19 protein-coding genes and 3 tRNA genes are annotated in these 16,161 nt (G+C 67.9%); 20 read left to right on the top strand and 2 right to left on the bottom strand.

The features are described from left to right. Positions 1-36: 36 nt before the first annotated feature. Positions 37-111, bottom strand: a tRNA-Thr gene (locus AC07NI_RS01025). Between the two features lie 89 nt (positions 112-200). Here AC07NI_RS01025 and AC07NI_RS01030 point away from each other — a divergent pair. The 5 genes from AC07NI_RS01030 (at position 201) to AC07NI_RS01050 (ending at position 4,384) form a co-directional block, all read left to right on the top strand. Continuing rightward, the gene (locus AC07NI_RS01030) at positions 201-656 is read left to right on the top strand and encodes a hypothetical protein (RefSeq protein ID WP_494614947.1); all 456 of its coding nucleotides are present in this window, start codon (positions 201-203) and stop codon (positions 654-656) included. Positions 657-768: 112 nt separating this feature from the next. Beyond that, entirely contained in the window at positions 769-2,058 is a 1,290-nt protein-coding gene (murA, locus tag AC07NI_RS01035; protein ID WP_494614948.1) for a UDP-N-acetylglucosamine 1-carboxyvinyltransferase, read from the top strand. 3 nt (positions 2,059-2,061) lie between these two features. Then, a complete protein-coding gene (locus tag AC07NI_RS01040) occupies positions 2,062-2,499 on the top strand; it encodes a DUF2948 family protein (RefSeq protein WP_494614951.1) in 438 nt (145 codons plus the stop codon). A 181-nt stretch (positions 2,500-2,680) separates the two neighbouring features. Beyond that, positions 2,681-2,875 carry a hypothetical protein gene (locus tag AC07NI_RS01045; RefSeq protein WP_494614954.1) on the top strand — a complete coding sequence of 65 codons (195 nt, stop codon included), beginning with the start codon at positions 2,681-2,683 and terminating at the stop codon, positions 2,873-2,875. Between the two features lie 60 nt (positions 2,876-2,935). Then, complete coding sequence (locus AC07NI_RS01050; protein ID WP_494614956.1) at positions 2,936-4,384, top strand: NCS1 family nucleobase:cation symporter-1; 1,449 nt, start codon at positions 2,936-2,938, stop codon at positions 4,382-4,384. Here the strand turns inward: AC07NI_RS01050 and AC07NI_RS01055 are convergent. Further along, the gene (locus AC07NI_RS01055; protein ID WP_494614959.1) at positions 4,381-5,712 is read right to left on the bottom strand and encodes a hypothetical protein; all 1,332 of its coding nucleotides are present in this window, start codon (positions 5,710-5,712) and stop codon (positions 4,381-4,383) included. The genes AC07NI_RS01050 and AC07NI_RS01055 overlap by 4 nt on opposite strands. 141 nt (positions 5,713-5,853) lie before the next feature. Here AC07NI_RS01055 and hisD point away from each other — a divergent pair, with 141 nt between their 5' ends. The 15 genes from hisD to AC07NI_RS01130 all read left to right on the top strand — a co-directional run bounded on the left by hisD (position 5,854) and on the right by AC07NI_RS01130 (position 16,122). Then, positions 5,854-7,140, top strand: a complete 1,287-nt coding sequence (gene hisD / locus AC07NI_RS01060) for a histidinol dehydrogenase (RefSeq protein WP_494614961.1) — start codon at positions 5,854-5,856, stop codon at positions 7,138-7,140. A gap of 19 nt (positions 7,141-7,159) precedes the next feature. Then, positions 7,160-7,639: a UPF0262 family protein gene (locus AC07NI_RS01065; protein ID WP_494614967.1), complete on the top strand. Its 480-nt coding sequence runs from the start codon at positions 7,160-7,162 to the stop codon at positions 7,637-7,639. Position 7,640: 1 nt separating this feature from the next. Next, positions 7,641-8,096, top strand: a complete 456-nt coding sequence (locus AC07NI_RS01070) for an arsenate reductase ArsC (protein WP_494614969.1) — start codon at positions 7,641-7,643, stop codon at positions 8,094-8,096. Between the two features lie 98 nt (positions 8,097-8,194). Next, on the top strand, positions 8,195-8,413 hold the full coding sequence (infA, locus tag AC07NI_RS01075; protein WP_035044427.1) for a translation initiation factor IF-1: 219 nt from the start codon (positions 8,195-8,197) through the stop codon (positions 8,411-8,413). Between the two features lie 19 nt (positions 8,414-8,432). Next, on the top strand, positions 8,433-9,014 hold the full coding sequence (locus AC07NI_RS01080; RefSeq protein WP_494618201.1) for a Maf family protein: 582 nt from the start codon (positions 8,433-8,435) through the stop codon (positions 9,012-9,014). Next, positions 9,011-10,105: a ribonuclease E/G gene (locus tag AC07NI_RS01085; protein ID WP_494614974.1), complete on the top strand. Its 1,095-nt coding sequence runs from the start codon at positions 9,011-9,013 to the stop codon at positions 10,103-10,105. Before AC07NI_RS01080 ends, AC07NI_RS01085 begins: the two co-directional genes overlap by 4 nt. After that, on the top strand, positions 10,102-10,287 hold the full coding sequence (locus AC07NI_RS01090; RefSeq protein ID WP_494614977.1) for a DNA gyrase inhibitor YacG: 186 nt from the start codon (positions 10,102-10,104) through the stop codon (positions 10,285-10,287). The genes AC07NI_RS01085 and AC07NI_RS01090 overlap by 4 nt, the downstream gene beginning before the upstream one ends. A 98-nt stretch (positions 10,288-10,385) precedes the next feature. Beyond that, a tRNA-Phe gene (locus tag AC07NI_RS01095) sits at positions 10,386-10,461 on the top strand. Between the two features lie 569 nt (positions 10,462-11,030). Then, positions 11,031-11,936 carry a MotA/TolQ/ExbB proton channel family protein gene (locus AC07NI_RS01100; RefSeq protein WP_494614980.1) on the top strand — a complete coding sequence of 302 codons (906 nt, stop codon included), beginning with the start codon at positions 11,031-11,033 and terminating at the stop codon, positions 11,934-11,936. Positions 11,937-11,941: 5 nt separating this feature from the next. Continuing rightward, positions 11,942-12,373 carry a biopolymer transporter ExbD gene (locus tag AC07NI_RS01105; RefSeq protein ID WP_494614982.1) on the top strand — a complete coding sequence of 144 codons (432 nt, stop codon included), beginning with the start codon at positions 11,942-11,944 and terminating at the stop codon, positions 12,371-12,373. 13 nt (positions 12,374-12,386) lie between these two features. Next, complete coding sequence (locus tag AC07NI_RS01110; RefSeq protein WP_494614985.1) at positions 12,387-13,118, top strand: energy transducer TonB; 732 nt, start codon at positions 12,387-12,389, stop codon at positions 13,116-13,118. A 200-nt stretch (positions 13,119-13,318) separates the two neighbouring features. After that, positions 13,319-13,395: transfer RNA gene (locus AC07NI_RS01115), tRNA-His, on the top strand. A 165-nt stretch (positions 13,396-13,560) separates the two neighbouring features. Next, positions 13,561-14,157, top strand: coding sequence for a TOL_0243 family YfiR-like periplasmic protein (locus tag AC07NI_RS01120; RefSeq protein ID WP_494614987.1), 597 nt, complete (start codon positions 13,561-13,563; stop codon positions 14,155-14,157). After that, the gene (locus AC07NI_RS01125; protein WP_494614989.1) at positions 14,154-15,875 is read left to right on the top strand and encodes an ATP-binding protein; all 1,722 of its coding nucleotides are present in this window, start codon (positions 14,154-14,156) and stop codon (positions 15,873-15,875) included. The genes AC07NI_RS01120 and AC07NI_RS01125 overlap by 4 nt, the downstream gene beginning before the upstream one ends. Before the next feature lie 61 nt (positions 15,876-15,936). Further along, positions 15,937-16,122 carry a hypothetical protein gene (locus tag AC07NI_RS01130; RefSeq protein ID WP_494614991.1) on the top strand — a complete coding sequence of 62 codons (186 nt, stop codon included), beginning with the start codon at positions 15,937-15,939 and terminating at the stop codon, positions 16,120-16,122. Positions 16,123-16,161 lie beyond the last annotated feature (39 nt).

Raw genomic sequence — 16,161 nt, forward strand, 5'->3', positions numbered from 1 at the left:
AGAATGGTGGGGATCCAAGCTATGCTTGGATCCCCATGGTGCCACGACAGGGACTCGAACCCTGGACCTCAGCCTTACCAAGGATGCGCTCTACCACTGAGCTACCGCGGCGAAGAGGAGGGGCGTATAGCGAGGTGAATCGCGAACGCCAAGCCCAAAATCGTCTTGACCCGCGATCTTTGTCGCCGCACCCCCGGCGCATGGCGATCAGCGACGACAAATCCACCCGCGAGGCCAAGCTGGCCGAAGCGCTCCGGACCAACCTCCGTAAGCGGAAAGCCGCCGCCCGTGGGGCTTTGGCGGGGAATTCCGATCCGGCGGTCGCGGCGGCGGAGGCCGCGCCTCGGCCGTATACCGCCGTTCGCAAACTGCTGGGGATAACTCATCGCGGCGGCGAGCGCGTCGAACTGACCATCGAACTCTCCGCGCCGTTCCCGAATCCGGAGGGCCGGGACTGGGCGGTCGCCGTGCGGCTGGCGGGCGACGGCGGTCAGTTCGACACCGAGGCCGGCAAGGCCGCGTTCGGGCGCGACGCCCTGGCCGCGACGCGCAAGGCGATCGAGCTGGCCCAGGTGGCCCTGGACCTCGCCAGCACGACCCACGACCTGCGCTGGCCCGACGACGAGCGGCCCTACGACCTCTCGGCCCCGATTTAGCAGGCCAATTTCGATGTGGAGCCCTTGCAAGCCCTCTTGCAACGGATAGAACCCGCCCCTCACATGTTGAACCGCGCGGCGACCCCCACCCCCGCGCGTTCGAGGGACCTGAATGGATCGCATCGCCATCACCGGCGGCGCGCGGCTGAACGGATCGATCCCGGTCAGCGGCGCCAAGAACTCGGCCATCAAGCTGATGGCGGCCAGCCTGCTCACCGATGAGCCGCTGCGCCTGACGAACATGCCGCGCCTGGCGGATACGCGCTTCCTGGGCAAGCTGCTGTCGCGCCTGGGCGTCGAGGTCACCGAGAGCGATGGTCCCGACGGCCAGCAGACCCTGCTGCACGCCGCCGAGATCACCAGCGGCTTCGCGCCCTATGACCTGGTTCGCCAGATGCGCGCCTCGTTCAATGTGCTGGGCCCGCTGGTCGCCCGCTCGGGCCAGGCCAAGGTCTCGCTGCCCGGCGGCTGCACCATCGGCGCGCGCCCCGTGGACCTGCACCTGCAGGCCCTGGAAGCCCTTGGCGCCAAGATCGACCTGCACGAAGGCTACGTCTACGCCCAGGCCCCGCGTGGTCTGAGAGGCGCGGAGATCGTCTTCCCGATCGTCTCGGTGGGCGCCACCGAGCACGCCATGCTGGCCGCCGTGCTGGCTGACGGCGTCTCGGTGATCCAGAACGCCGCCTGCGAGCCGGAACTGGTCGACCTGCAAGAGTGCCTGAACGCCATGGGCGCCAAGGTCGAAGGCGCGGGCACCCCGACCATCACCATCACCGGCGTCGCCCGCCTGCGCGGCGCGACCCACGCGGTGATCCCCGATCGCATCGAGATGGGCACCTACGCCGTCGCCGCCGCCATGGCCGGTGGCGAAGTGCGACTGACGAACGCCCGTCCGGGCCTGATCGACAGCCTGCTCACCAAGCTGGAAGAGGCCGGGGCCGGCGTCGAGCACACCGCCGACGGCTGCATCATTCGCCGCAATGGTTCGCGCCTGAACGCGGTGGATATCGAGACCGCGCCGTTCCCGGGTTTCGCCACCGACCTGCAAGCGCAGTTCATGGCCCTGATGACCACCGCGAACGGCGAGAGCCGCATCCGCGAGACCATCTTCGAGAACCGCTTCATGCACGCCCCCGAGCTGATGCGCCTGGGGGCCGACATCTCGGTCTCGGGCGGCGAGGCCCGCGTGCGCGGCGTCGAGCAGCTGGAAGGCGCCGAGGTGATGGCCACCGACCTGCGCGCCTCGGTCAGCCTGGTGATCGCCGGCCTGGTCGCGCGCGGCGAGACCACGGTCAGCCGCATCTATCACCTGGACCGCGGCTTCGAGCGTCTCGAAGAGAAGCTGGGCGCCTGCGGGGCTCAGGTCCGTCGCATCAAGGGCGACGGCGAGCCGGAGCTCTGACGCATGGCTGAAACCGCCAAGCCGCTGCGCCTGCTGGCCCACGACGCCGATGACCTTGGCGTGCTGTCGGCTGCTCTGCAGGACGCCATCGCCAAGATCGGCGACATCCGTTGGGACGCCCAAGGGCGCACCCTGACGATCGCCTGCAACCGCTTCCGCTGGGAAAGCGCCGACAAGAAGGGGGAGCGCGTGCGCTCGGCCCTGCAGTTCGGCGACGTCACCGGCGTCCAGGGCCGCAACCTGCGTCGCGACGCCAAGGGCGCGGTGGTCGAGCTGCTGTCGATCGGCTTCGAGCCGGCCGAGGAAGCCCCGGCCGGCATCGTCACCCTGACCTTCGCCGGCGGCGGCGACATGCGGGTGTCGGTGGACTGCCTGGACGTGGCCCTGGCCGACGTCTCCGATCCGTGGGCGACGCCCCGGACGCCGGGCCACGCGGACTAGGAATTAGGCGCCTGCTCAATCTCTGAGCGGCGCCTTTTTTCTGATCTTTCGACGGGCAGGGGCGACGCCAGCATTTCGTCCCACGCGGTAGTGATCGGCCTCCCAATTCGCCTGAGGCGCGAGCGGTGTTAGGTTAACGCCATGCGCTCACCAGAGGCGCGCTCGTCAGGGAGGCCCGAAGATGGCCCGGAAGTCGTCCTACGCGGCTGGGGAAGCCCAGCCGGTTTTCTTCCGCTCATGCGACATCACCAAGCCCGAGCCGCCGGTGCTGCGTCACGGCGGGCCGTGCTTCGACTGGGGGCGCGCGACCCTGGTGGCGTTGTGCGTGGTGTTCCTCGGCGGCCTGGCGACCCTGGCCTACGCGGCGCTGGCCTGATCCGCCGAACGCCGTTCCGCAGATTGCGTAGGGCCGGCAAGCGCGCCTAAGCTTCGCCGCATGCGAACACCCGACAGCGATCTGTGGAACGAGGACCTGGCGCCGACCAGCGAGGCGCAGCGCACCTGGCGCTGGTGGCATTTCGCCGGCCTGTGGCTGGGCATGGTCATCTGCGTGCCGGCCTACATGCTGGCCTCGGGCCTGATCGAGCAGGGCATGTCAGCCGGACAGGCGGTGGCGACCGTGCTGCTGGGCAATCTGGTCGTGCTGGTCCCCATGCTGCTGATCGGCCACGCCGGCGCGCGCTGGGGCGTGCCCTATGCGGTGCTGGCGCGAGCCTCGTTCGGCTGGAGGGGCGCGCGGGTCCCGGCTGTTGCAAGAGCGATCGTCGCCTGTGGCTGGTACGGCATCCAGACCTGGATCGGCGGCGGGGCGCTGCTGACCCTGCTGGGCGTGATCGTTGGCAAGAAGCTGGAAGGCGCGCCGTTGCCGCTCTTGGGCATCGGCCTGGGACAGTTGCTGGCCTTCTTCGCCTTCTGGGCCATCCAGCTGCTGTTCGTCACCAAGGGCCTGACGGCGGTGCGCAAGCTCGAGACCTGGACCGCGCCGATCAAGGTGGCGATCTGCCTGCTCATGGTCTGGTGGGCGGTCGGCAAGGCCGGCGGGCTCGGCCCCATCTTCCACCAGCCCTCGGCCTTCGTCGAAGGCGGCCCCAAGGCCGGCCAGTTCTGGAGCGTCTTCGCGTCCGCCCTGACGGCCATGGTCGGGTTCTGGGCGACGCTGGCCTTGAACATTCCCGACTTCACGCGTTTCGCTCGGACGCAATCCGACCAAATCATCGGCCAGGCCGTGGGCCTGCCAGCGCCGATGGGCCTGCTGGCCCTGGTCAGCGTCGTGACGACCTCGGCCACCGCCCTGGTGTTCGGCAAGGCGGTCTGGGACCCGGTGCAACTGGCCGGCGACATCGGCGGCATCGCCGTGGTCGTGGGCCTGCTGATCATCAGCCTCGACACCGTGTGCTGCAACATCGCCGCCAATCTGGTCGGGCCGGCCTATGACTTCTCGGCCCTGTGGCCCAGCAAGATCAGCTATCGCACCGGCGGCTGGATCACCGCCGGCATCGGCGTGCTGATCATGCCCTGGAAGCTCTTGGAGACCACCCAGGGCTACATCTTCACCTGGCTGGTCGGCTACGGCGCGCTGCTGGGGCCGATCGCGGGGATCCTGATCGTCGACTACTGGCTGGTGCGGAAGGCCCAGCTGGCGGTGGACGACCTCTATGTCCGCGACGGGGCCTATGCCTATCGCGGCGGCTGGAACCTGGCGGCGATCATCGCCCTGGTCCTGGGCGTGCTGCCCAACCTGCCGGGCTTCCTGGCCGCCGCCGCGCCACACCTGTTCGGCGGCGTCGGCGGCTTCTGGACCACCCTCTACACCTACGCCTGGTTCGTGGGTCTTGCGATCGCGGCGGCGGTGTACGGGGCGATGATGCGGGGCAGGGCCGACTAGCTTGGAGTGGCGGGCTGCGCGCCGAACGCCTGCCTGAGCTGCTCGGCCTTCTTCCGGGCGTCGTCGATCTTCCCGTTCGCGGTGGTCCGCCAGTTGTCGTCGTACTGCGCCAGGTCGTTCAGCGCTTGCTGAAGCTGCTCGGCCTGGGTCAGCGTGGCCTGGGCCTGGTTGAGGTTCGCCGTGGCGTCGCTGGGCGGGCTGGCGCCCTTGGCGATCGCTTCGGCGGCGGCGACGGCCGCTTCGGCGCTTCTCACATCGACCAGCTTCGTCGCCGGGTCGTAGAGATTGATGGCCTGGAGCTTGGGTCCGAGCGCGGCGATGGTCGCGGTCGCCTGCTTGACCGCGGCGTCCCCGGATCTCAGCTTGCCCTCCGCGAGATCGACCTGCTGCTGGGCCGCGCCGATCTCCCGCTGCTGCTCCATGAGCTCCTTCTGCCGTAGCGCCAGCTTCAGCTGCGCCAGGTTCTGGGTGCTGAAGAACTCGACGCTGCCGGTCTTCTCGTCGAAATAGACATCGGCCTTGCCGACGGCCTTCTCGATCAGCGCGCGCATGCCCGTCGCCAGGCAGAAGCTGTTGTACTGCTGGATCTGCAGCGTCGCGTCGGCCCAGCTGCGAGGCGGGGTGACGTCGTACTTGCCCTTGGGCGCTTCCTTGGGCTGGCTGGCGGCCGGATCGGTGACGAAGCCCTCGACGCCCTTGCGGTAGGTGTCCTGCGCTGCCTTCACTTTCTCGCCGACCGTGCCGATGGACGCGGTGAGATAGGCGTATTCCTCGAAGTCCTGCGACCAGGCCTGCAGCAGCGCCGTGCTGGTCGCGGTCACCGCGATCGACTTGGCGCTGGCCTGGAAGATGCCCATCAGGCTGGACACCGCGCCGGAGCCGACGTTGAACGACTTGTTGGCGAACCGGTAGTCCGAGTGGGCCTCGCCCAGCCGGTTCAGCGCGTATTCGCAAATCCCCCGCGAGGCGTCGAAGCCGGCGGCGCGATAGTCGATCAGGGCGTTGGCGTAGCGGCTCTGCGGCTTGGCTTCGATCTGATCGCCGCCTCTGCTTCTGTTCTCCAGGCTCTCGGCTTCCTGGGAGCGCTGATAGTACTGGGTGAGCATCTTCTCGAGGCTAGGGTTGTTGTAATAGGTGGTCTTGGACTCCCCCGTCCCGGACCCCGCCTTCTTGGCCTTTTCCTTCACCTGCGGTCTTACCGGGACGATCGGGTCCTTCCGGATCGAGAACTGGGTCCCGGCCGTGCTGAACCGGTCGTTGTCCATCCGGTTGGACGCGCATCCCGCGCACACCAGCGCCACCAGCGATACAAGCAGGTAGTTTCTCATCGTCGCCCCCCGAGAGCTTTGCTTATCTCGTGCAACTTATGGGGTTGGCGTCGCGTGATGCAATCGCCTCTATTGATGACGAGGGGCCGCCCGAAGGGCTTTGCTCTTGCCTCCCCGGCAAAAACCCGCATCTAGCAGGCCATGCGCCGCTTCTCCTTCACCGCCCCGGATTTCCAGGCCGCCTTCAAGGCCTTCCTCGACGAGCGTCGCGGCTCGCCGGCCGATGTCGACGCCGCCGCCGCGAGCGTGCTGGACGCGGTGAAGACCCATGGCCTCGACGCCGTGCTCGACCTCACCCGCAAGTTCGACAAGGTCGAGCTGACCGAGCAGACGATCCGCGTGACGCCCGAGGAGATCGAGCAGGGCTGGGCCGACACCCCCGCCGACGTGCGTGAGGCCATCGCCTTCGCCGCCGCCCGCATCCGCGCCTATCACAGCCGCCAGCGTCCGGCCGATCAGGCCTGGACCGACGAGGCCGGCGTCGAGCTGGGCTGGCGCTGGACGGCGCTGGAGGCCGTGGGCGTCTATGTCCCCGGCGGCCGCGCGGCCTATCCCTCGACCGTGCTGATGAACGCCGTGCCCGCCCAGGTGGCCGGCGTCGATCGCATCGCCATGGTCACCCCGCCCGGCAAGCTGCAGCCGGCTGTGCTCGCAGCCGCCAAGGAAGCCGGCGTCACCGAAATCTGGCGCATCGGCGGGGCCCAGGCCGTCGCCGCCCTGGCCTATGGGGCAGGCCCGATCCAGCCGGTCGACAAGATCGTCGGCCCGGGCAACGCCTATGTCACCGCCGCCAAGCGCCGGCTCTATGGCGTGGTCGGCATCGACGCCCTGGCCGGTCCGTCCGAGATCGTCGTGGTCGCCGACAACAAGAACAATCCCGACTGGATTGCCGCCGACCTGCTGAGCCAGGCCGAGCACGACCCGGCCGCCCAGTCGATCCTGATCACCGACGACGAGGCCTTCGCCGCCGCCGTCGAGACCGCCGTCACCGAGCGCCTGAAGACCCTGGCCACCGGCGAGGACGCCGCCGCCTCGTGGCGCGACCACGGCGCGGTGATCATCGCGCCCCTGGACGAGAGCCCGGCCCTGGTCGACGCCATCGCGCCCGAGCACGTCGAGTTCGCGATGGAGAACCCGGAAGCGTTGTCGGACCGCGTCCGTCATGCCGGCGCGATCTTCCTGGGCCGCCTGACGCCCGAGGCCATCGGCGACTACGTGGCCGGCTCCAACCACGTGCTGCCGACCAGCCGCGCCGCGCGCTTCCAGTCGGGCCTGTCGATCTTCGACTTCATCAAGCGCACCTCGATCGTGAAGTGCGACGCGGCCTCGTTCGGCATCCTGGGACCGCACACGGTCGCGCTGGCCAAGGCCGAGGGGCTGCCCGCCCACGCGCTCTCGGCGTCGATCCGGTTGCCTTCCGGCGACTGACGCGCGAACGTCGCGACAGATGAGCACCGCCGACTCCGCCAGCCACAAGATCAAGTCGATCGAGATCGACGAGGACAGCCTCGCGGCGGCCTCGCGCGACCAGGAGCAGGAGCGCCAGGTCGCGATCTTCGATCTCCTGGACGGCAACTATTTCGAGCCGGCCGAGGCGTCTGGCGGGCCCTACGACATCAAGCTGTCGCTGATCGAGAACCGGTTGGCCTTCGACATTTCCGGGCCGGACTACGCCAAGCGCCACTTGCTGTCGCTGTCGCCCTTCCGGGGGGTGATCAAGGACTACTTCATGATCTGCGACAGCTACTATTCGGCGATCCGCAGCTCGACGCCGCAGCAGATCGAGGCTTTGGACATGGGCCGGCGCGGCCTGCACAACGAGGGCTCCAATCTTCTGCGCGAGCGCCTGGAGGGGAAGGTCAAGACCGACCTCGACACCGCCCGGCGGCTGTTCACCCTGATCTGCGCGCTGCACTGGCGGGGTTAAGGTGGGCGAGCTCCCGGATGCGGTGCTGTTCACCTGCAACTTCAACCGCGTGCGCTCGCCGATGGCCGAGGGGCTGTTCAAGCGATTCTACGGCACGCGGGCGTTCGTCGATTCCTGCGGGCTGAAGCCGGATCCGGCCGGGGAGGGGATCGACCCCTTCGTCGTGGCGGTGATGGACGAGCTGGGTCTGGACGTGTCCGGCCACAAGCCCAAGACCTTCGCCCAGCTGGAGGACGACAGTTTCGACGTCGTGGTCTCCCTGACACCTGAGGCCCAGCACCGCGCCGTCGAGCTGTCGCGCGATCGCGCGGTCGAGATCGAGTACTGGCCCACCCATGATCCGACGTTGACGGACGGTTCGCGGGAGGCCCGGCTTGCGGCGTACAGGGAGGTTCGCGACACCCTGGCCGAGGCCATCAAGCAACGTTTCGGTGCGCCATCGACGTTTGGGGGGTGAATGCGCTATAGAGGCGCCTCGCCGCGAAGGGCCTCGTGCTGACTCACCCGTCAGGCGCGCCCTCGCGGCTATCCGATTCGCTCCAATTGAGAGGCCTGATGGCTAAGGAAGAACTGCTCGAGTTTCCCGGTACGGTCAGCGAACTGCTGCCGAACGCCACCTTCCGGGTGACGCTCGAGAACGCACACGAGATCATCGCCCACACCGCCGGCAAGATGCGCAAGAACCGCATCCGCGTTCTGGCTGGCGACAAGGTCCTGGTCGAGATGACCCCGTACGACCTCACCAAGGGCCGTATCACCTACCGCTTCAAGTAGGACGCCCGTGGCTCCTGAGATGGCCGTCCAGCCGTCGCTGGTCCTGGCCAGCGCGAGCCCGCGGCGCCTCGACCTGCTGGCCCAGGTCGGCGTTACGCCCGACCGGGTCGACCCCGCCGACATCGACGAAAGTCCGCTGCGCGACGAGACCCCGCGCCGCCACGCCCTGCGCCTGGCGCAGGAGAAGGCGCGCGCCGTCGCCGCGCGGTCGCCGGGCGACTTCGTCCTGGCCGCCGACACGGTGGTGGCCGTCGGCCGGCGCATCCTGCCCAAGGCCGAGACCGAGGCGGATGTCCTCTACTGTCTCAAGCTGCTGTCGGGCCGGAACCACAAGGTGCTGACCGGCGTCGCCCTGATCGCGCCCGACGGTCGCGAGGGCTCGCGGCTGGTCGAGACCAAGGTTGGCTTCAAGCGCCTGACCGACGCCGAGCGCGACGCCTATGTCGAAGGCGGCCAGTGGAAGGGCAAGGCGGGCGGCTACGGCGTGCAAGGCATGGCCGGGGGCTTCATCACCGAGCTGCAGGGATCCTATCCCAGCGTCGTGGGTCTGCCGCTGTACGAGACCCTCAACCTGTTGAGCGGCCTGGGGTATCGGCCATGAACGCCAAGCCTGACCACAAGTCCGACCACAGGGCCGCCAAGCCCGCCAGCGAGCGGCGCGCCTATCTCTACAAGGGCGTCGGCGAGACCGTCGGGGTCGTGACCCTGGACGGCCGCCCCGAGCGCCTGTTCGTCGCCTGGCCCTCCGACGATCCGCTGGACGCCGAGGGCGTGCGGGGCGTGGCCCGTATCAAGACGATCGAGAAGGCCTTCAACGCCGCCTTCGTGGCCCTGCCGGGCGGCCAGGACGTGCTGCTGCCGATCCGGCCCGACATGCCCAAGCTGGTCGAGGGCGGCCTCGTCGAGATCGAGATCAAGACCGCCTCGCGCGCCGACAAGGCCGCTGTCGCCCGCTTCGTCGCCGAAGGGCAGGGCGAGCCGCGCGTGCTGGAGCTGGCTCCGACCATCGAGGCGCTTCTGCGCCACCATGTGAAGGCCGGATCGCCCACGACGGGCGACAAGGCCCTCCTGGCCGTCGAGGAGGCCGAGGCCGACGCCCTGACCACCGTCTTCGCCCTGCCGGGCGGCGGCGACATCGCCGTGGAGACCACGCGGGCCCTGACAGCGGTCGACGTCGACCTGGGCGGCCGCGAATCCACCGATTCGAAGCGGGCCGCCCGCCAGGCCAACATGGCCGCCCTCAGCGTCGCGGCGCGCGTGCTGCGGCTGAAGGGCTTGGGCGGCATCGTCGTTTTCGACCTCGTCGGACGCGGCCATGACGGTCAGGCCCTGACCACGGCCGCCCGTAACGCCTTCGTGCTGGACAATCCGGGCGTGGGAATCGGGGCGATCAGCAAGTTCGGCACGCTGGAAATGATCGTGCCGAGGCGTGCGGCGCCGATTCTCGACCGGCTTCTGGCTCAGAATGGGTTGGCGAATCCCCGCTACGTCGCCCGTCGCCTGGCGCGGGCGCTTGAGCGCGAGGGCAGGGCCGATCCTGGCGGTCGTCTGACGGCCCGCTGCGCGCCCGCCGTGGCCGAGGCCTTCGCGACCGAGCTGGACGCCGGCGTCGCCGAGCGCCTGGGTCGCCGCTTCGTCATCGAATCTCGATCGGACTGGCCGGTCGACCGTCTTGAGGTGTCCGCGACATGAGCACGGGGTGCCCCATCTGCGGCAAGCCGGTCGAAACCGCTTTCCGTCCGTTCTGCTCCAAGCGCTGCTCGGACGTCGACCTGCAGCGCTGGCTGAGCGACCGCTATGTCGTCCCCGGCGCCGAGGACGACGACGAAAACCCGCCCGGAAACCTTCCGTCGGAAGACATCCACAGGGAATGAAAAAGGGCGCTGGACAACCCATCCAGCCTCACTTATAGACCCGGCTCCTCGCTGCAAGGCGAGGTCGCCGAAGCGGTTTCGACCGCCGAACGCAAGATGCCTGAGTAGCTCAGTTGGTAGAGCAGCGGATTGAAAATCCGCGTGTCACTGGTTCGAATCCGGTCTCAGGCACCACTTTTCCCTCTGTGCCCAGAGCAAGTTCCCGACCGCCTGAAACCAGGCCGGTCGTGTTGTCGTTTTCCCGTCATGATGGCGGTTGACCCGACGCTCCGACGCCCCATCTGCCGATAGGGCAGGCGCCTTCTTTCGTCGACCGGCGTTTTATTGCTATGCTGCAGTGCAGCATGGTTTTTCTCGTTGCCAGGGAAAAACCGCCCCTTTTTCCAGAAAACCCTTTTGTGCAACGCGGCAATGGGTGGGTATGAGCCTGCCCGACGATGAATTTGTGCCCAAATGATCCCCTTGACGGTGCGAAAAGGGGTTGCCAAAGGACCACAGCCGCAATTCTAACATTGCGGTAAGACCGGAGCCTCGGAAGGGGCATCGGTTGCCCGCGCTTCGAAACGATCCTTCCGGTGGCCTTGGTCCTCGCGAGGGGCGTAACGGGTCGAGCGCAGCGAAGCGGGTCCGCCAGGTTTGGGAGAGCAATCGACCTCCAGGTGGGCTATTCAGAGTTAGGGAAGACGCTCTCGCGCGACGACCCTCGGTCCAAACGTGCTAGACCAATCAGGAACTGGCGACAGATGCTCGACATTAAACGGAAGACCCCCCTCATCGCTCTCGTCGGCGCCATGGCGCTGATGGCGAGCGCCCCGGCCTTTGCTCAGGACGCCGCCGCTCCGGCCGCCGCCTCCTCGACCCAAGCCGCTCCCGCCGATGCCGCCGCTGCTCCGGCCGCGACCCCGGCTCCGGAAGCTCCTCCGGCTGACGCCGCTGAAGCTGAAGGCGAAAAGAAGGGCGGCCACTCGCTGACCCCCGTCGGCATGTTCCTCGCCGCCGGCGCCGTCGTTAAGGTCGTCATGATCGGCCTGCTGCTGGCCTCGGTCTTCTCGTGGGTGCTGCTGCTCACCAAGATTTTCGAGTTCGCTGGCCTGAACAAGCAATCGGACAAGTTCCTGGAAGCCTTCCGCGGCGCTCGCTCGATCGCCGACATCGCGCGCATCAGCTCGTCGGAAGAATTCGAAGGCAACCCGATGGCCGACATGGCCGCCGCCGCCTCGCAGGAAGTTGAACTGTCGCGCCAAGCTGGCCTGGCCGTCGGTGGTGAACACCGCGACTCGACCATCGCTCGCGCCACCTACGCCATCAGCGCGGTGCAAGCCTCGCTCGTGAAGCGTCTGTCGGGCGGCATGGTGTTCCTGGCCTCGGTCGGTTCGGCCGGTCCGTTCATCGGTCTGTTCGGTACGGTTTACGGCATCATGACGTCGTTCATCGGTATCGCTAACACCAACACGACCAACCTGGCCGTCGTCGCGCCGGGTATCGCCGAAGCCCTGCTGGCCACCGGTATCGGCCTCTTCGCCGCTATCCCGGCCGTTATCTTCTACAACTACTTCCAGACCCGCATCTCGGGTTACGGCACCCGCTCGGAAGGTTTCGTTGCTGAACTGATGAACGCTATCTCGCGTCAGCTCGACAAGGGGGCGTAACACCCATGGCCGCCAAACTCTCAGGCGGTGGGGGCGACAGGTTTAACGTCGAACAGAACAGCGACATCAACGTTACGCCCTTCGTGGACGTTATGCTGGTGCTTCTGATCATCTTCATGGTGGCCGCTCCGCTGGCCTCCGTGTCGGTCGAAGTGAACCTGCCGCCGGCGGTGGCGAAAGCATCTCCAAACCCGCCGAAGCCGGTTTACATCTCGATCAAACAGTCTGGGCAAATCTTCATTGGGGATTTCCCGACCACCGTGGACGAGATGGGACAGGACATTGCCAAGAACATTGGCAAGCGTGACCCGTCCAAGGAGCGCATTTTCATCCGGGCCGACGAAAAGGTTCGCTACGGGGCTTTCATGGAGGTGATGAACACCCTCCAGGATAACGGCTTCTACAGCGTGGCTCTCGTTGGACGGGATGATAGCTAGGTAGGGGTGCTGCATGGCTGAACAACAAACGCCCGAGCATCGCCACTACGATCCGCTCACTTCGGAAGGCCCGCGTCGCAAGAAGGGTATGGGCCCCTTCGGTATCGCGCTTGTCGTGGTCTGCGGTGTGCACGGACTGCTCTTCGCCTATCTGGCGAAGCAGAAGTTCGAAGCGGTGATGCAGCAGTACTCGGACGAGGCCGTGGATGTGGAGCTGCCTCCGCCTCCGCCGCCTCCTCCGCCGCCGCCGCCTCCGCCGCCGCCGACCAACGAGCCGCCGCCGCCTCCGGCAGTGGTCCAGCCGCGTCCCCCGGTGGCTCCGCCGCCGGACGTGACGCCGCCGCCGCCGCTGCCGATCCCGCCCGTTGAAAAGCGGGTCGAGACCACTGCTCCGCCGGTGATCTCGGCGGTTCCGCCGGTGCCGACGGCTCCGCCGGCCCGCGCGTCGGTGATCACGCGTCCTGACTGGGCCCGCAAGCCCGGCGCGGACGACATGGCCCGGTACTACCCGGACCGTGCTCAACGGATGGAAGTCAGCGGTCGCGCGACGATCTCGTGCACCGTGTCGGCCAAGGGTACTCTGGAAGGTTGCTCGGTTGTTTCCGAGTCGCCCGCGGACATGGGTTTCGGCGACGCCGCGATCCGTCTGTCGCGCCTGTTCCGGATGAAGCCCAAGACCCTCGACGGCGCGCCCGTCGATGGTGGCCAGGTGACGGTCCCGCTGGTGTTCCAAGTCCCGCAATAGGGCCTGGACACAAGCGACAAGACAGAAGCGCCCCGGAGTTCGGCTCCGGGGCGTTTTTCTTTGGAAAACGCCCGAATGAGGATGAGCGCGTTTTCTTTGGAAAATGCCTGATAGGAACGCGTGCGTTTTCTTGTGAAAAGAGCGTGTTTCGGCGCTTGATCCGGGGAGCCTGTCCGACTAAAGACACTCCCTCGCGATGCGCCGCCTTAGCTCAGTTGGTTAGAGCGCTGGTTTGTGGAACCAGAGGTCCTCAGTTCAAGCCTGAGAGGCGGTACCATCGCAGAACACATAAAAGCCCAGGGTTCGCCCTGGGCTTTTTGCTTATCCGTACCCCCGCGCCCATATGCCCCACCAAGGGTTTGGCGACCTGCCTCCAAAATGTCATGGGGATGGGATCGAAACAGCCGTGCTTCGCGTTCAAACCGCTGAGGGGAACTGGCGTATGGTCTTGGGCTTCCCGCCGAGCGCCCCGGGGCTGACCCCTGGATGGCGTGCTTCGCCGTCGCGCGTGCTCGCGGCGGTCTGCGCGCTATGGGCCATGGTGGGCGTCGCCCAGGCCGCGGAGCCCGATCCCGCCGCGCCCGTGAAGGCCGGATACCTCTACAAGCTCACTCCGTTCATCGACTGGCCCGTGACGGCCTTCGAAGGTCCCGCCACGCCGTTCCGACTGTGCATCGCCGGACGCGATCCGTTCGGCGGCGTCGTCGATCACGCCGCGCACGGCGCCAAGGTCGGCGAGCACCGGGTCGTGGTCGTCCGCCTGCCATCCGTGGCCAAGGGCGCCGCGTCCTGCCACATGCTGTTCCTCGCCGCCTCGACCAGCCAGACGCCGCAGCAGATGCTGGCCCTGGTCGCGGGGCAGCCGGTGCTGACCGTCGCCGATGAGGCGCTGGAGGCGCCTGGGGCCATGGTCCAGTTCGTCACCGTCGAGGGCCGGGTCCGGTTCGAGATCCGCGCCGACGCGGCGCAAGCCGCAGGCCTATCCGTCAGCTCCAAGCTGCTGTCCCTGGCCGCCCAGCCCAAGGAGGGCGGGCGATGAAGCCCCGGTTCGGCAGCCTGGCCTGGCGGCCCGCCCTGACCGTCTCGATGGCCATTGGGCTCGCGGTCGCCATCGTCGCCGCCGCCTTCGCCATGGCCGCCTATAACGAGCGCCTGGGGCAGCAGGAGCGCTTCCGCCAGGCCGAGGTGCAACTGCGCATCCTGGCCAGCAGCATGGCCGCGCCGCTAGCCTTCGACGACCGCTCGGCGGCCCGGGAATATGTTGGAGCCCAGAGCTCCAATCCCGATGTCGAGGCCGTGGCGGCCTACGACATGCAGGGCCATCTGGCCGCCAGCTATGTCCGCGCCGGCGCGCCGCCGCCGCCGACCCGCAACGTGCTGGCTTCGCCCCGCAACGACGGCTCGCGCCTCGTCCTGACCTCGCGGGTCACCGAGGGCGAGACGGTGCTGGGTTCGGTCTATCTGCGCACCGTGCTGGAGTCGCCCGCCCGGCGGGCCATGCGCTATGCGGGCTTTGCCCTGCTGATCGGCATGGCGGCCCTGCTGGTCGCCGTTCTTGGCGCGGCCAACGCCCGCGAGGCCGAGGCCTATCGTCGCCTCAGCCGCGAGACCCGCGAGCGCGAGAAGGCCGAGGACGCCCTGCGCCAGTCGCAGAAGATGGAGGCCATGGGCCAATTGACCGGCGGCGTCGCCCACGACTTCAACAACCTGCTGATGGTCGCCTCCAGCGGTCTGGACCTGCTGGAACGGACCACCGACCCGACCCGCCGCGAGCGCCTGCGCACCGGCATCCGCCAGGCCATCGATCGCGGCGCCAGCCTGACCCAGCAGCTCTTGGCCTTCTCGCGCCGCGCGCCGCTGAAGCCGGAAGTGGTCGATATCGAGAAACGTCTGGTCGGCATGCACACCCTGCTGGACCGCTCGCTGCGCGAGGACGTGGCGGTCGAGATGAAGCTGGCCCCGGACCTGTGGCGCGTCGAGGTCGACGCCTCGCAGATGGAGGTGGCGGTGTTGAACATCGCCATCAACGCTCGCGACGCCATGCCGGACGGCGGCACCATCACCATCGAAGGCCGCAACGAGCCTTCGGGCAAGCCGGACGGCGTGGGCGACATGGTGCGCCTGTCGATCCGCGACACCGGCGTCGGCGTCGCGCCCGAGGTGCTGAGCCGCCTGTTTGAGCCCTTCTTCACCACCAAGGCGGTCGGCAAGGGCACCGGGCTTGGCCTGTCCCAGGTCTACGGCTTCGCGCGCTCGTCGGGCGGCGAGGCCGGGATCGAGAGCGTGCTGGGTGAGGGGACGACGATCTGGATGCGGATTCCGCGCTCGACCAAGGCCTTGGCCCTGGAGGCCGTGGCGATCGCCCTGCCGGGGCCGGGCGACACCGAGCGGCGCATCCTGATGGTCGAGGACGACGACAGCGTCGCCCAACTGGTCGAGGAGATGCTGCGCGAGCTGGGCTATGACGTGGTCCGGGCCGGCGACGCCCTGTCGGCGCTGGAGACCCTGCGCCAGGACATCGCCTTCGATCTGGTGTTCAGCGACATGGTCATGCCGGGCGATGTCGGCGGCCTGGACCTGGCGCGCGACATCTCGCGGCTGCGGCCCGACCTGCCGGTGATCCTGACCACCGGCTACAGCGCCGCGGCCGCCGCCGCGACCAACGAAGGCCGGCGGGTGCTGATCAAGCCGTACCGGATCGAGCTGCTGGCCACCGAGTTGGACGCGGTGTTCTCGGGCGTGAAGCGGGCCAGCTAGGGCGTAGGAACCGCCTTGGCGGGGGATCGGTTGATTTCGATCACCTCAAGAGGAGGACGCCATGTCCAAGCCCCCGCCCATCCCGCCCGAACAACGCGCGTTCAAGGGCCAGAAGCCTGATCTCGACGCCGGCCAGGCCGAGTTCGACGCGCAGCCTGGCAATGCCGATGTGAACCTCGACGAGCAGGGCAGTTCCGGCAATCTGCGCCAGAACACCAGCCGTTCGGGCAACATCCAGGATCGCTGATCTTTCCGGTGTCGGGCGGTCGACTGTCGGCCGCCCGAC

The organism is Caulobacter sp. GW821-FHT10E02, from assembly GCF_059415225.1.

Bases quoted from the DNA above. Each gene is read 5' to 3' on its own strand.
- AC07NI_RS01030 (WP_494614947.1), top strand. From the start codon at position 201: ATGGCGATCAGCGACGACAAATCCACCCGCGAGGCCAAGCTGGCCGAA.
- murA (WP_494614948.1), top strand. From the start codon at position 769: ATGGATCGCATCGCCATCACCGGCGGCGCGCGGCTGAACGGATCGATC.
- AC07NI_RS01040 (WP_494614951.1), top strand. From the start codon at position 2,062: ATGGCTGAAACCGCCAAGCCGCTGCGCCTGCTGGCCCACGACGCCGAT.
- AC07NI_RS01045 (WP_494614954.1), top strand. From the start codon at position 2,681: ATGGCCCGGAAGTCGTCCTACGCGGCTGGGGAAGCCCAGCCGGTTTTC.
- AC07NI_RS01050 (WP_494614956.1), top strand. From the start codon at position 2,936: ATGCGAACACCCGACAGCGATCTGTGGAACGAGGACCTGGCGCCGACC.
- AC07NI_RS01055 (WP_494614959.1), bottom strand. From the start codon at position 5,712: ATGAGAAACTACCTGCTTGTATCGCTGGTGGCGCTGGTGTGCGCGGGA.
- hisD (WP_494614961.1), top strand. From the start codon at position 5,854: ATGCGCCGCTTCTCCTTCACCGCCCCGGATTTCCAGGCCGCCTTCAAG.
- AC07NI_RS01065 (WP_494614967.1), top strand. From the start codon at position 7,160: ATGAGCACCGCCGACTCCGCCAGCCACAAGATCAAGTCGATCGAGATC.
- infA (WP_035044427.1), top strand. From the start codon at position 8,195: ATGGCTAAGGAAGAACTGCTCGAGTTTCCCGGTACGGTCAGCGAACTG.
- AC07NI_RS01080 (WP_494618201.1), top strand. From the start codon at position 8,433: ATGGCCGTCCAGCCGTCGCTGGTCCTGGCCAGCGCGAGCCCGCGGCGC.
- AC07NI_RS01085 (WP_494614974.1), top strand. From the start codon at position 9,011: ATGAACGCCAAGCCTGACCACAAGTCCGACCACAGGGCCGCCAAGCCC.
- AC07NI_RS01090 (WP_494614977.1), top strand. From the start codon at position 10,102: ATGAGCACGGGGTGCCCCATCTGCGGCAAGCCGGTCGAAACCGCTTTC.
- AC07NI_RS01100 (WP_494614980.1), top strand. From the start codon at position 11,031: ATGCTCGACATTAAACGGAAGACCCCCCTCATCGCTCTCGTCGGCGCC.
- AC07NI_RS01105 (WP_494614982.1), top strand. From the start codon at position 11,942: ATGGCCGCCAAACTCTCAGGCGGTGGGGGCGACAGGTTTAACGTCGAA.
- AC07NI_RS01110 (WP_494614985.1), top strand. From the start codon at position 12,387: ATGGCTGAACAACAAACGCCCGAGCATCGCCACTACGATCCGCTCACT.
- AC07NI_RS01120 (WP_494614987.1), top strand. From the start codon at position 13,561: ATGGTCTTGGGCTTCCCGCCGAGCGCCCCGGGGCTGACCCCTGGATGG.
- AC07NI_RS01125 (WP_494614989.1), top strand. From the start codon at position 14,154: ATGAAGCCCCGGTTCGGCAGCCTGGCCTGGCGGCCCGCCCTGACCGTC.
- AC07NI_RS01130 (WP_494614991.1), top strand. From the start codon at position 15,937: ATGTCCAAGCCCCCGCCCATCCCGCCCGAACAACGCGCGTTCAAGGGC.